Below are 14,461 nucleotides of genomic sequence, written 5' to 3'. Positions count from 1 at the left end.
GTCTGCAGAACCAATTCCCTGTTCCATGGACGCCGCCCAACACCAGATACAACACCATTTCCCCCGCAGTACCCAATATGACCCCACATGGGTGCGCGAGCATTCCATGGGCGAGAACGTGCTCTTCAACCTGGAAAGCATCACCTCGCTCATTCCATTGCAGAAAGGCATGCGCGTGCTGGACCTGGGCTGCGGCAAGGCGGCCAGCTCCATTTTCCTGGCCAAAGAGTTTGGGGTGCAGGTCTGGGCCGTGGATGAAGCCATCACGGCCACGGCCAACTACAAACGGGTACAGGAAGAAAACCTGGAAGACCAAGTGTTTCCGCTCCAGGCCGATGCCCGCTCCCTGCCTTTCCCCGAGGAATACTTTGATGTGGTGCTGGTCATTGACTCGTACACCTACTTCGGGACCGATGACAAGTACCTGCCCTATATCTGCCGTTTCCTGAAATCAGACGGATACATTGGCATAGTGGACGTTTGTTTCAAGGAGGAGATAGAGACCATTGACCAGGTGCCCGAATTCCTGCGCGCCGATTTCCAGAACTACTGGTACTACGTCCACTCGGTGGCCTGGTGGCGCAAACTGTGGGAAAAGACGGGTTTGGTGCAGATCAAGAACGCCGAACTGCTGCCCGCCGCCGACCTGATCAGGGAACAATACGTGCGCGATTTTGAGGAACACGGCCAGAAAAAAGACCCTTTTGCGCGCGGGCTCAAAAAAGATACCGACCACCAGATCAGCTTCTTCCGGCTGGTAGGCCAACGCACCTCCCGCGAGGCTTACCTGCAATCGTACAAAAAAGGCTAACTTGCCAGCCGGGTTTTCAGCCAGAAAGCCATAAGGTGTCTTTGCCTGTTTTTATGCACAGGTAAAATAATAGCGGGTTCTCAGCAGTTTTAGAGAGACAAGTACCGTTCTGCTCTCTTTTGCAAAGATTCTTTTTACTATGAGAAACAAACATCTTATTTTTGGGCTGGGAATACTGATGCTCTCCTTTGCGAACCTGCAAATCGCCCAGGCCCAGAAAGCGGGCTTAGGCCTGCGGGTGGGCGGTTACTCGGCCGGCATCTCGGGGAAATATTTCTTCAGAGACGCCGTTGCGTTTGAGGGAATCCTGGGAACAGGCCTCGGCCGGAGGGGTTTTCAGTTAACCGGTTTGTTTGAGTTGCATGCCCCGGCGTTTGCCGTACCGGGCCTGCAGTGGTTTTACGGAGGCGGCGCACACGTAGGCGCTTTCCGCGGAAGGTACTACTTCAAGTCCTCAAACAAACACTATGTAGAAAACTATGACAGAAACCTCGCTACGGTGGGGATAGACGGAATTGTAGGTTTGGAATATCAGATTACGGAAATTCCGATTTCACTTGGGGTCGATTTTAAGCCATTTATCGAAACCAACAGAGCGGGACTTTTCTTGTATGGCGACGGAGCTCTGACCGTCCGCTACACATTCTAATGCTTCCCCGAACCTACTTGAAAAGCCTGCCTCGTGCAGGCTTTTTCTATTTCCGGCTTTTCCGTTTCCGGGCCAATTTTGGTAGAACAGGCCTGAAACGTTGCCGATTATGGCCTTGCACATTCCGGCATTCAAGTAGCGCCTTTGAATTCTTGAAACAAACCTAACCCTACCCCTCTCAGGAGGGGAATTTTCTGCCTGTAGTTCTTTCTTCAATTTCTTTCTCCAAAGTCTCTGGTTCAAGTTTTAAACTTGGACCTACCATAGGCTGAAGTTTTCAACTTCAGTGAGGTGATAACCTCAGGAAATGGCTTGAGATTAAGCTCCTCATGCTACTGCCTTGGAACAGAAAAAAATATAGAATGAAAGGTTCCCATTTTTGATACTTTGTGTTTTGGGACTGTTTTCCGGGAAACATGGCTAAAATGGTTTTCCAGACTTGTAACGAATGTGGCTTCGGCAAAAAGAACATCCACCCCTGCCCCTCTAAGTAAGGGGATTACTATAACGTGATTTTGGGATTTGTTCACCCGTGGACTTCATTCCTCTGCAGGCTACTCCAGCAGCTTTATTTCCAGATGGCCTGCGTGACGGTAAGGATTCCGGCCTTCTGGATATAGAATGCGGTCTACAAAATCAAGGTTTTCGTGTACGTTGCGGTTGGTCTTAATGACGGGGTCCCCGTGAATGGCGCCTTCAAAGGTGATGAGCCGGGCTGTGGGTTTACGCGTAACCTCGTTCACCTTTCTCTGCATGTCCACCGACTGCTGGTAAGGCACTACCTGGTCGCCGGTGCCGTGCACCAGGAGAATGGGCGGGAACCTGGGGGTTACTAATTCAATGGGGTTGGCATTGTGGGTTTTGGTTCGGTTGGTGCGCACGTCAAAGCCCATGATTTTGTTTGCGGGCGGGGTTCCGGCATCAGTGAGGGCGCTCACATCGTGCACCGCGCACCAGCTTACAACGCCTTGTACTGCGCTGGAACTGTCTTTGCTGCCCATAGTCAAATCTTCAAAAGAGGGCTTGTGATTGGTGGCGGCCAGCATCTCGGCGATATGGCCTCCTGCCGAGGCACCCCACACCACCAGGTTCTTCGCATCTAACTGGTACTTGCCGGCGTTGGCCCTGAGGAACCTAATGGCGGCTTTGGCATCGTGCAAGGGCTTGGGCCATTTCACTTCATCAGACAACCGGTAATTCACTGATACAACCGCGTACCCTTGGTCAGTAGCCTGGAAAACGGGTGCTACTGCTTCTGACCGTTTGTCTCCGGCCATCCAGCCGCCCCCGTGGAACAGCACAATGGTTTTGTAAGGCGCCACTCCCCGGCTGGGATAGATAATGTCCAGCGTCTGCCTGGGGTTCTGGGTTCCCGCATACGGAATATCCAGCGCGGTCTTTTTGAACTGCGTCATGTCAATCCGCTTTTCCTTTCTGGTGGTCTTAGAAGTAAATTCCCCCAAATCAATTGGGTTGGAGGCTACTTCCTGTTTGTGCTGGCTGTCACGCGCATTCTCCCCAGATTTATGGCATCCCAGAAAACTAAGGCAGAAAAGTACAGTCAAGACAAAGGGGCGGCTGCATACATTCCGTTTCATGGTTGAGGTATCAGCAAGCTGCAGATAGTTAAGTTTTGTAACGCATTTCTGAGATGGGAAGCCAGCCATGCTTCCTTAGTTGGTTCTCAATAGTTTACGTAAAACTTGCCTCAACGCCGCAGGTATACGGCACCAATCCGCGGGTCTGTAAAAATCGTTACCGCAAAAAGGTAAACAGGGGATGTTGGCTGGGTTTCAAGGCGTTTGCAGAATCCAACCGCAGCCCGTATCTTTGCTAATGCTTATCAAGAAAGACGGAGGGATTAGGCCCTGTGATGTCTTAGCAACCCAATTCAGTTGGGTGCTACTTCCTACCCGCTGCACCTACGCGCCGGGGGAGATAAGTGACGGAACTCCTACGCACCTGCGCCCGCCACTTTCCTCTGCCCTTTCTTGAGCCGCAACTAACCCTTTAGGTTTGCACAAGATGACCCGCATTGAGGAAGAAGTAAAGAAGCGAATATTAGTCTTAGACGGCGCCATGGGCACCATGATCCAGCGGTACAACCTCCAAGAGGCCGATTACCGCGGAGAGCGTTTCAAAGACTACCACCTGGACGTGAAGGGCAACAACGATTTGCTCTCCCTCACCCAGCCCCACATCATCAAGGAAATACATAGCCTCTATTTTGAGGCCGGCGCTGATATTGCCGAGACCAACACCTTCAGCGGCACCTCCATTGCCATGGCCGATTACGACATGCAGGACCTGGTGTACGAGCTGAACTATGAATCAGCGCGCATCGCCCGCGAAGCCGCCGAGGAGTGGACCGCCAGAACCCCGGAGAAACCACGTTTCGTGGCCGGAGCCATCGGGCCCACCAACCGTACCGCTTCTTTGTCGCCAGACGTGAACAACCCAGGTTTCAGGGCTATCACGTATGATGAGCTCGTAGAAGCCTACACCGAGCAGGTACGCGGCCTGGTAGACGGAGGCGTGGATCTGTTGTTGGTGGAAACCATCTTTGACACGTTGAATGCCAAGGCGGCGCTGTTCGCCATTGACCAATACAGCCAGCAAACCGGCAAGCGTTTGCCTTTAATGGTATCCGGCACCATCACCGATGCCAGCGGACGTACTTTATCTGGCCAGACCGTAGAAGCGTTCCTGTACTCCGTGTCGCACATGCCGTTGTTGAGCGTGGGCTTTAACTGCGCCCTCGGGGCGAAGCAGCTGCGCCCGCACTTGCAGTCTTTGAGCAAGGCGTCTAAATTCCACATCAGCGCCTACCCCAATGCTGGTCTGCCCAACGCCTTCGGGGCGTACGACGAGACACCGGAGCAGATGGGCCAGCACATCAAAGACTTCCTGGATAACAACTTCGTGAACATCGTGGGTGGTTGCTGCGGAACTACGCCGCCGCACATCAAAGCCATCGCCGAGATTGCGAAGCAATACCCACCTCGTCCGTTACCGCAATTACCGGCTGTTCCTACCTATTCAGGTCTGGAGCCACTCACGGTGTTTGAAGGCTCTAACTTCATCAACATTGGCGAGCGCACCAACATAACCGGCTCCAAGCAATTCAAGCGTCTGATTCTGAACGAGCAGTACGAGGAAGCCCTGGCCATTGCCCGCCAGCAGGTGGAGAACGGTGCTCAGATCATTGACGTGAACATGGACGAAGGCATGCTGGACTCTGAGGCGGCTATGACTTTGTTCCTGAACCTGATTGCCTCTGAGCCAGACATCGCCCGTGTGCCTATCATGATTGACTCCTCTAAATGGAGCGTGATTGAGGCCGGTCTGAAATGCGTGCAGGGGAAAGCCATCGTGAACTCCATCAGCTTAAAAGAAGGCGAAGCGGTGTTCAAAGAGCATGCCCGCAAAGTGCGCAGCTACGGTGCTGCCGTGGTGGTAATGGCGTTTGATGAAGAAGGCCAGGCCGATAACTACGAGCGTCGTATCCAGATCTGCGAACGCGCTTACAACATATTAACCAAAGAAGTGGGTTTCCCCGCTGAGGACATCATCTTTGACCCCAACATCCTCACCGTGGCCACGGGCATGGAGGAGCACAACAACTACGCCGTAGACTTCATCAACGCCACCCGCTGGATCAAGCAGAACCTGCCGGGTGCCAAAGTGAGCGGCGGGGTGAGCAATATTTCCTTCTCGTTCCGGGGCAATGACCCCGTGCGCGAGGCCATGCACTCTGTGTTCCTGTACCACGCCATCAAAGCCGGTCTGGACATGGGCATCGTGAACGCGGGCATGCTGGAAGTCTACGAGGAAATCCCGAAGGACCTGCTGGAGCGTGTGGAGGACGTGCTGTTGAACAGAAGACCGGATGCTACCGAGCGCCTGGTGGAATTCGCCGAGACGGTGAAAAACAAAGGCAAGGAAGTGGTGCGGGACGAGGCCTGGCGCAACGAGCCGGTGCAGCAGCGTTTAACGCACGCGTTGGTGAAAGGACTGGTAGAATACATTGACCAGGACGTGGAGGAAGCCCGCCACCTGTACCAGAAACCGCTGGAAGTGATTGAAGGTCCGCTCATGGACGGCATGAACGTGGTAGGTGACCTGTTCCAGGAAGGCAAAATGTTCCTTCCGCAGGTGGTGAAAAGCGCCCGCGTGATGAAAAAAGCGGTAGCCTATTTGCTGCCTTATATTGAAGAAGAGAAGGTACGCGCTGCCGCCAACGGAGACACTTCTACCCGCCAGACCAACGGAAAAATCCTGATGGCGACGGTGAAAGGCGACGTGCATGACATCGGGAAAAACATTGTGGGCGTGGTACTGGCCTGTAACAACTACGAGGTGATTGATTTGGGCGTGATGACGCCCGCCGATAAAATCCTGGATGCCGCCCGTGAACACAACGTGGACGTGATCGGACTCAGCGGTTTGATTACCCCGTCCCTGGACGAGATGGTGCACGTAGCCCGCGAAATGCAGCGACAGAATTTCAACGTTCCCTTGCTGATTGGCGGAGCCACTACTTCGCGCGCGCATACCGCCGTGAAAGTGGCGCCGGCCTACAACGGCACCGTGGTGCACGTCTTGGATGCCTCGCGCAGCGTGCCCGTAGTAGGCAACCTGCTGAGCCCCGATAATAAAGAAAAATTCGCCCAGGAAACCCGTCTGGAGTACGACCAGATGCGGGAAGGTTACCTGAGCCGTCAGAAAGACAAGAAATACTTGCCGCTGCCGCAAGCGCGCGCGAACAAACTACCTGTTGACTGGAAAGCCGAGGACGTGTATACCCCGGCCAAAACCGGCGTGCAGGTGTTCCAGAACTTCCCGCTGGAGGAACTGGTACCGTACATAGACTGGACGCCGTTCTTCCAGGCCTGGGAACTGCACGGTAAATTCCCGAAACTGCTGGAAGACGCCGTAGTAGGCGAAGCAGCTACCAAACTGTACGCCGATGCCCAAGTCCTGCTCAAGCGCATTGTGGACGAGAAACTGCTCACCGCCAACGGCGTGGCCGGCTTGTTCCCGGCTAACTCTGTAGGCGACGATGACGTGGAAATCTACACGGATGAACAGCGCACCCAAGTGTTAACGCACTTCCGCACCCTTCGCCAGCAAGGCCAGAAAGGCCCGAACGTACCTAACTTAGCCCTGGCTGATTTCGTGGCACCCAAAGAAACGGGCCTTCAAGATTACACCGGCGGCTTCGCGGTAACCGCTGGTATTGGCCTGGACGAGCTGGTGCAACAGTTTGAAGCTGACCATGACGATTACCACAGCATCATGGCCAAAGCCCTGGCTGACCGTTTGGCCGAAGCCTTCGCCGAGAAACTGCACGAGATTGTCCGGAAAGAGATTTGGGCCTACGAGCCGGAGGAAAGCCTCACCAATGAAGACCTCATCAAAGAAAAATACCAGGGCATCCGTCCGGCGCCCGGTTATCCGGCCTGTCCGGACCATACCGAGAAAACAACACTGTTCCAGTTACTGGATGTGGAGAAGCACACCGGCATCACCTTAACCGAGAGCCTGGCCATGTATCCAACCGCAGCCGTTTCAGGAATGTACTTCGCGCACAAACAGTCACGGTACTTCGGGCTGGGCAAGATTGAGAAAGACCAGGTAACGGATTACGCGCAGCGCAAAGGCATGAGCGTGGAGGAAACCGAGCGCTGGCTGTCGCCTAATTTGAATTACTAGCGTTTTCTGTTTCGGGGTTGGTTTAGTGAGAATGGCTCTGAAACAGGAAATCCCTTCTAAAAGAGGAAGTATAAAAAGGCTCTCTTTGGGATGACACTCCCTCTCTACTGTCATCTTGGTTCCCTACTGTCATCCTGAAAGGAACTTGTGGACGAACTAGAAAAGCGTTGTAGAAGCGTTGCTACAGCTCGCTCACAAGATCCTTTCAGGATGACAAATGAGGAGAACGAGAAAGCAAAAGGAAGTAAGATATAAAACCATCGGGGCAATTTGCCTAAAAACACCCTGCTTTCTCCAAAAACAAGAGAGCGGAAACAAAAGCAATAAGAAAGGCCTTGGCCTAAGACATACCTAACTTCAATGAAAGTTACTGAGCATTTACAGAACGCCACCAATACCCTGTTCTCTTTTGAGATTCTGCCGCCGGTGAAGGGCACCAGCATTCAGTCTATTTACCAGGGCATTGACCCTTTGATGGAGTTCAAGCCGCCGTTCATCAACGTGACCTACCACCGCGAGGAGTACGTGTTCAAGGAGCGCGAGAACGGGTTGCTGGAGAAAATCACCATCAGAAAGCGGCCGGGTACGGTAGGTATCTGTTCGGCGATCATGAACAAGTACCACGTGGATGCCGTACCGCACATCATTTGCGGGGGCTTTAGCCGGGAAGAGACCGAGAACGCCTTGATGGATCTTAACTTCCTGGGCATTGACAACGTGCTGTTGCTGCGCGGCGATGCGGTGAAGACCGAGCCCGGTTTCCGGCCGCACAAAGACGGGCACGCCTACGCCTCTGACCTCATCAAGCAAGTAGTGCAGCTGAACCACGGCCACTACCTGGACGAGGAGATGGAAAACCCCGTGCCTACGGATTTCTGCATCGGGGTGGCGGGTTACCCTGAGAAACACATGGAGGCCCCCAACCTGGCTACCGACCTGCGTTACCTGAAACAGAAAGTAGACCTGGGCGCTGACTATATCATCACGCAGATGTTCTTTGACAACCGGTGCTTTTTTGATTTCGTGAAGTCCTGTCGCGCCGCCGGTATCACAGTTCCCATCATCCCGGGCCTGAAAACGCTCACCACCAGAAACCAGCTCAACGTGCTGCCGCGCTACTTCAACATTGACCTGCCCGAGGACCTGGTGAACGCCGTGGAAGCCTGCACCAATCCCAAAGACGTGAAGCAGGTGGGCATTGAATGGACCATCCAGCAGTGCAAAGAGTTGATGGAATTCGGGGTACCATGCCTGCACTTCTACACCATGAGTAAATCAGACGCCACAGTGGCGGTAGCCAAGGCCATTTTCTAGGCAATTTAGCGGCTTATTTTCACAAAACAGATACAAAAAACAGAAGGTCCATTTACCTGGGTAAATGGACCTTCTGTTTTTTGTATCACCTTTAACCAAGGCTGCGGTGGCTCACGTTTCCGGACGGCTTTAGCAAAAACGCTTCTGAAACAGAAACCAACCGCTGGGAAAACTTACAGCGGAATCCGGTATTTGGTGGCGGTGATGCCTCCGAAGTTGCCGTAGCCGTTCCGGATGTTGCTGTGCAGGTTCAGCGGCTCTGCGAAGGGGTTGTCTTCCTGGTAGTTGTTTTTGGAGCGCTCGTACAGGTACAGGTCTGAGGTAAGGTGCTGCAGCGTGATCTCAATGTACTTGGGCGCCAAGCCGCTTCCAACGTAAGCACCCACTTTGTCTGAGAAAGTGATGACGCCCTGTTTTGCCCAGCCGTCGTCAAAGACCGTAGACAGCTTTATCTTCTCCACTTCCTCCCCGAAGATGTCATCGTTGTCGTCCCTGGAATAGAGGTTGCCTACGGGCTGGCCTGTTTCATCTACCAGCCGCACATGCAGGCGGTAATAGTCCTGCTGGCCTGCCAGGTCGTTGAACTGGACGCGAAGCAGCCCATTGAAATTATATCCATCGTTCTTGGTATCGGGCACGAACGAGGCCGATGCCACGGGCACCTCGGTGGGCATGGTGAGTTTTCCTTCAATCGTCTCAAAACCCGGAGCGCTTACGGTAAGGCTGTATTGCTGGCCCGGCACAGGCGTAAACTCGTTCGTAGGCTTGTAGTTGCCTATTTCATGATTGTACTCCAGGGGCACGAATACAAAGCCCTGCCGCAGGGTACCGTTGCCGTCGGTGATGGTGATGGAGGCATTTTTCACCAAGCCGCTCCGCCAGAGATCGTCGCTGGCCAGCACAGATTGGCTTCGCCCGATGTACATGTTCTGCTTGGGGGCCTCGGTGTTGAGGTTGTACTGCACCGCCAGCTTGGGGGTATGCCCGGGCACGTCAATATCCACGTCCTGCTCACAGCCAGATACTATTCCAGCCAGCAGAAGGCAGCGCATAACCCAACCCAGCGGACGGGTGTTTTTAGGTCGGTTTCCAGAAAAAAGGGTAAAAACGGGAGCTAACATGCGCTACTAGAACTTAAAGGTTTTGCTGATAGAAGGTAAGATGGGGAACAGGCTGATCTGCTTGAACCGGGGCGGATCGCCTTCGTTTCGGCCGGCCTGCACGTAAATGAAGTAAGGGTTCTTGCGGTTATAGGCGTTGTAGAAACTGATGTTGTTCACCACCTCGCCCCAGCGTTTCTTCTTGGTGTGGCTAAGGCTGATATCGGCGCGATGGTAAGAGGCCATGCGGTAGCCGTTGCGGTCGCCGTAGTCCTTGTAGGTCTGGGTTCCGCCGTAGCCACCTTCCCAGGCCTCGCCCAGCACGTATTCGGCCTCGGGCAAGGTAACCGCGTTGCCGGTGCCGTACACCCACGTAGCCGACAAAGACAGGTTGGGTTTAAGCTGATGGATGACCACCACCTCAAAATCATGACGCCGGTCATAGCGGTAAGGGAACTCCTTGCCTCGGTTTAAATCCGGGAACTGGCGGTTAGACCAGGCCAGCGTGTAACCAACCCAGCCGTTGGTGCGGCCGGTCTTCTTGTGCAGAAAAAGCTCCATACCATAAGCCCAGCCTTTGCCGGTAGTCACCTTGGTGTCCCAACTGTTGGAGATGCCAATGAAAGACGCGCCTTCTTTGTATTCAATGAGGTTGCGCATGGTTTTGTAATAGCCCTCCAGGCTGACTTCCAGCTTATCGCCGGCGATGGTACGGGTAGCACCCAGCGCGATCTGGCGCGAGCGCTGCGGTTTCACTTTCTCAGTGGACGGCACCCAAAGATCGGTGGGCAACCCAATGCCGCTGTTGGTGAGCAGGTGGATGAACTGGGTCATGTGCGTGTAAGACGCTTTCAAACTCAGCTTCTCTGTGGCGATGAACCGAACCGAAGCCCGCGGCTCAATGGAAGAATAGGTCTCTTTGTTAACCCAAAAGCCGTTGGCCCGCACGCCCACGTTCACCTTTACCCGGTCAGAAAGCTTAAAGTCATCCTCCAGGTAGAGCCCTACTTCCTGCGCATTGGTTTTCTGGGTATTCACGTTCAGGTCCTCGGCCGAGCCGCCGTTATTGTCCCGTACCTGCAGCGCGCCCGGCTGAAACTGGTGGTGCACGTACTGAGTCCCAAACCGGATGTAATGGTTGGGATTGGGGATAAAGTCAAAGTCCAGCTTGGTGCTCAGGTCCCGGATGTTGGACAAGTACTTGAGTTTGTAGTCATAGCTTTCGCCCTGGTAAGTAGATTCTTCCTCACTGCTGATATCAAACTGGTATTTGGTGTAGGTGAGGTGCGTGTTCAGGAACAGGCGCTGGTTGATGACACGGTTCCAGCGGAACGCCGAGGTGAGGTTTCCCCAGCCCAGTCCGGCGGTGCTTTTCTCCCTGTCGGCGCCGCTGCGTTCCATATCGGCGTAAAACTCGTCGTAGCCTCGGTAGGCACTCAGGTACAGGCGGTCTTTCTCGCTTACTTTCCAGTTCAGTTTGGCATTGAGGTCATAGAAATAATAGCCTCCCACGCCCTCTTCTTTGTTCATGAACGGGCGGGCCAACACGTCAATGTAGGTTCGGCGGCCCGATACGATAAAGGAAGCCACATCTTTCTTCAAAGGTCCGCCCACAGTCAGCCGCGAGGCGATGAGCCCGATGGAACCTTCGCCGTCCACCTTGTTCATGTTGCCCTCTTTCATGGAGATGTCCAGCACACTGGACAGCCTACCGCCGTAGCGCGCCGGGAAGCCGCCTTTCACCAATTCCACGTTGTTGAGGGCCTCAGCGGTAAACACTGAGAAAAACCCGAACAGGTGCGAGGCATTGTACACCGGCACGCCGTCCAGGAGGATGAGGTTCTGGTCCGGACCGCCGCCGCGTACGTACAAGCCACTGCTTCCCTCGCCCCCGCTCTGCACGCCCGGCAGCAGTTGCAGGGTTTTGAGCACGTCCACCTCGCCAAACATAGCCGGCACCGATTTTATCTGCGCCACACTCATGTTGATGGTACTCATGCGGGTGCTCTCGCGCACGTCTTCCTCGCGGGTGTTCACAATCTCCACCTCCTGCAGGGCCGTGGCAAACGGGGTCAGCAGGAGGTTTTGCTGCACGTCTTTGTCTAAATACGCCGAAAACGTCTTGCGCTCATAGCCCACGTAGGAAAGCACCAGTTTCACAGAGTCTTTGGGAAGGGTAAGGCTGTAGAAGCCGTAAGCGTTGGTGGCAGTGCCCTGCCCCGTGACGGTGTTGAGGATGGCTACCCCAATGAGGTTTTCGCCCGTCTGGGCATCACGCACGTAGCCGCTGATGGTGTGTCTCTGGGCCAAACCCGTGAGCGGGAGCAACAGAAAAACCAAAGCAGCAAACATCCGGAGGCTGCGACTTGCAGGGCTCCGGAACCGAAGATGAAAGGACATTCAGAAAAGAGTTGAGATAGACACAGATCGCAGGCATGTTTACCTACCTGGTAGGTAATTGACAGGCAATATCGTATTTACCCCCACTCCCTAAATAAAAATAAAGCTTAATAGCCGATGTGCAGAATGGCGTCTCCCTGATTTACCACGGGCATATGGTTTAGCCCTACCACATAGCCTGCCACGGGCGTGGTGATGGGATGGGTGGCTCCGCCGTACGGATCAGAAACGGCGCCTATTTGCTGCCCCCGGCTCACTTCTTGCCCGTTTTTCACAAAACTGCGGAAAAGCCCGGCGCGGGGTGCCCTAATCCAGGTGGTATGGTGGCAGACCACGGGCGGCTGCGATGCTGGCACTGATTTGTCGGCCATGCCCAGGTGGTGCATGACGCGTTGGGTTCCTTCCATGGCCAGGATAATGCCCTGTTCATCGAACCGCAGAGACTCACCGGTCTCATACACAATGATGGTCTTGCCCAGGTTTGAGGCTTCTTTGCGGAGGGAGCCCGGCCGATAGTTGGAGTTCAGCACGAAGGGCGCCCCAAACGCTTTGGCCAGCGCATCACTCTCACCGTCCTCCAGGCGACACCTGATCTGCGGGAAATTTGATTTGCTCGCGCCGCCGGTGTGGAAATCTATGCCGTAATCAATGAGCGGCAGAACTTCTTTGGTGAACCGCGCCGCCACGCGGCTGGCCAGAGAACCTTTAGCGTTCCCCGGAAAGCTGCGGTTCACGTCTTTTCCGTCTGGTACCTCACGCGAGAAGTTCAGGAACCCGTAAATGTTGAGGATAGGAATGGCCAGCACCGTGCCCTTCAAAGGATGCAGCAGGTTTCTCCTGATCATTCGCCGGATCAACTCAATGCCGTTCACCTCATCGCCGTGCATGCCGGCCATGAGCAGCAGCACCGGACCGGGTTCTTGGGACCTGAAAACGTGGATAGGGATGTCTATCTGCGTGCCGCTGGGCAGCCGGGAAACATTAAGCCGGATGAGTTTGCTGTCTCCCGGGTAGATGGGAATATCATTGATGATCATCTCCGCCATCTGGGGTACTCTTGGGTTTGGACTTCTTAGTTTTCCCTTTGTTCACCAGCAATTCTGTGTATTCAATGATCTTGCCCGCGATGTCTTTCTGGGTGGCCTTCTCAATGCCTTCCAGCCCCGGCGAGGAGTTCACCTCCAGGATCAGCGGCCCACGAGAAGACTGCAGCATGTCTACGCCGGCCACGTCCAGGCCCAGGGACTTGGCAGCCATGAGGGCAGCGGTTTTCTCGGCGCGCGTAAGCTTGATAAGGCTGGCGCTGCCGCCGCGGTGCAGGTTAGAGCGGAACTCGCCTTCCTTGCCTTGGCGCTTCATGGCCCCTACTACCTCGCCGTTCACCACAAACACCCTTATGTCGGCGCCTTTGCTCTCAGCAATAAACTCCTGCACAATAATGCGGGCCTTAAGGTTGTGGAACGCCTCAATCACCGACTCGGCGGCTTTCTGGGTCTCGGCTAGCACCACGCCCAGGCCTTGGGTACCTTCCAGCAGTTTGATCACCAGCGGCGCGCCGCCTACCTCTTTGATGAGTTCCTTTACTTGTTTGGAGTAGTTGGTGAAAGCCGTTTTGGGCATGCCCAGACCCGCCCGGGCCATGATCTGGAGGCTGCGGAGTTTGTCTCTTGATCGCAGGATGGACTGGGAAGCCACTACGCTTTTCACCTTCATCATCTCAAACTGGCGTACCACGGCCGTTCCGTAGAACGTAACCGAGGCCCCGATGCGGGGAATAATGGCATCTATGCCCGTGAGCAACTCGCCTTTGTAGAGAATATGCGGGTCACCTTTCTCCATGACCAGGTCACAGCGCAAGTGGTCCAGGACTACTACCTCATGGCCCCGCTGCTGGGCGGCTTCCACTAACCGGCGGGTGGAATATAATTTGGGGTCGCGCGAGAGAATCGCTATTTTCATAAAGGGGAATTCTTGGGTGTGTTACTTTTTTTGGACTTGTTTTTGGCCTTGAGCGACAGGTACTTTTTGGAGACATCCACAATAAAGCGGCGCCTGAGCAGCGTACGCCCCAGCAGCACCGGGTACTTGAGGTCGCTGCGGTCTGAAAGCGAGAACTCCGTCTCTACCTCCAGCCCGTTAATGAGGACCTTTGTACGGATAACGTAGCGTTCCTGCACATCGCCAAACGAACTTTTTACAATCCGGAGGTCAAAATCTGTGAACTGGAAAGCCTTGTGGTTATAGGCCGGATGGTTGGCGTCCAGAAGCTCAAAGTGGATGGCCCGCTGCCCGTTGGGCAAATCCACCTCCCTAATGTTGTTGCAGTGGATGGAAGAGGTATACGCGCCGGTGTCTACCTTGGCTTCTATGTCAAATAACTCCAGGTCGGGGAAATCCACCATCTCGCGCCGGCCAATGATACTTTTTACAGGTTTGTCTTTCTTCATACCTCCTGGACTTAGCCGTTTTTAA

Annotated in this window: 10 protein-coding genes and 1 riboswitch; of the genes, 4 read left to right on the top strand and 6 right to left on the bottom strand. The window is 54.4% G+C overall.

Annotated elements, in window-relative coordinates:
- The first annotated feature begins 25 nt into the window (after positions 1 to 25).
- Positions 26 to 811 (top strand): SAM-dependent methyltransferase, encoded by a 786-nt coding sequence (locus J3P35_RS05970; RefSeq protein WP_210463427.1) that lies wholly within the window; start codon positions 26 to 28, stop codon positions 809 to 811.
- Positions 812 to 950: 139 nt separating this feature from the next.
- On the top strand, positions 951 to 1,460 hold the full coding sequence (locus tag J3P35_RS05965; RefSeq protein WP_210463426.1) for a hypothetical protein: 510 nt from the start codon (positions 951 to 953) through the stop codon (positions 1,458 to 1,460).
- Between the two features lie 554 nt (positions 1,461 to 2,014).
- On the opposite strand, the gene J3P35_RS05960 is transcribed toward J3P35_RS05965, so the two are convergent.
- A complete protein-coding gene (locus tag J3P35_RS05960) occupies positions 2,015 to 3,058 on the bottom strand; it encodes an alpha/beta hydrolase (RefSeq protein WP_210463425.1) in 1,044 nt (347 codons plus the stop codon).
- Positions 3,059 to 3,297: 239 nt separating this feature from the next.
- Positions 3,298 to 3,405, top strand: a riboswitch (SAM riboswitch).
- 80 nt (positions 3,406 to 3,485) lie between these two features.
- Between J3P35_RS05960 and metH the strand changes: the two genes are divergently transcribed.
- Together metH and metF are read left to right on the top strand one after the other, a co-directional pair.
- Positions 3,486 to 7,175 carry a methionine synthase gene (metH, locus tag J3P35_RS05955; protein WP_210464112.1) on the top strand — a complete coding sequence of 1,230 codons (3,690 nt, stop codon included), beginning with the start codon at positions 3,486 to 3,488 and terminating at the stop codon, positions 7,173 to 7,175.
- A gap of 360 nt (positions 7,176 to 7,535) precedes the next feature.
- Positions 7,536 to 8,489, top strand: a complete 954-nt coding sequence (metF, locus tag J3P35_RS05950; protein ID WP_210463424.1) for a methylenetetrahydrofolate reductase [NAD(P)H] — start codon at positions 7,536 to 7,538, stop codon at positions 8,487 to 8,489.
- Between the two features lie 173 nt (positions 8,490 to 8,662).
- On the opposite strand, the gene J3P35_RS05945 is transcribed toward metF, so the two are convergent.
- The 5 genes from J3P35_RS05945 to J3P35_RS05925 form a co-directional block, all read right to left on the bottom strand.
- Positions 8,663 to 9,610 carry a DUF4249 domain-containing protein gene (locus J3P35_RS05945; RefSeq protein ID WP_210463423.1) on the bottom strand — a complete coding sequence of 316 codons (948 nt, stop codon included), beginning with the start codon at positions 9,608 to 9,610 and terminating at the stop codon, positions 8,663 to 8,665.
- A gap of 6 nt (positions 9,611 to 9,616) precedes the next feature.
- A complete protein-coding gene (locus J3P35_RS05940) occupies positions 9,617 to 11,989 on the bottom strand; it encodes a TonB-dependent receptor (protein ID WP_246849989.1) in 2,373 nt (790 codons plus the stop codon).
- A 107-nt stretch (positions 11,990 to 12,096) separates the two neighbouring features.
- On the bottom strand, positions 12,097 to 13,035 hold the full coding sequence (locus tag J3P35_RS05935) for a succinylglutamate desuccinylase/aspartoacylase family protein (RefSeq protein WP_210463422.1): 939 nt from the start codon (positions 13,033 to 13,035) through the stop codon (positions 12,097 to 12,099).
- On the bottom strand, positions 13,013 to 13,948 hold the full coding sequence (gene rimK / locus J3P35_RS05930; protein ID WP_210463421.1) for a 30S ribosomal protein S6--L-glutamate ligase: 936 nt from the start codon (positions 13,946 to 13,948) through the stop codon (positions 13,013 to 13,015). The genes J3P35_RS05935 and rimK overlap by 23 nt, the downstream gene beginning before the upstream one ends.
- Positions 13,945 to 14,436: an ATP-dependent zinc protease family protein gene (locus tag J3P35_RS05925; protein ID WP_210463420.1), complete on the bottom strand. Its 492-nt coding sequence runs from the start codon at positions 14,434 to 14,436 to the stop codon at positions 13,945 to 13,947. Before J3P35_RS05925 ends, rimK begins: the two co-directional genes overlap by 4 nt.
- Positions 14,437 to 14,461: the final 25 nt, after the last annotated feature.

Origin of the sequence: Rufibacter roseolus (genome assembly GCF_017916365.1) — a bacterium.
In the GTDB taxonomy this organism is placed as follows: domain Bacteria; phylum Bacteroidota; class Bacteroidia; order Cytophagales; family Hymenobacteraceae; genus Nibribacter; species Nibribacter roseolus.
The sequence above is the reverse complement of the archived record's forward strand: the minus strand, read 5'-3'. Positions and strand labels throughout refer to the sequence as shown.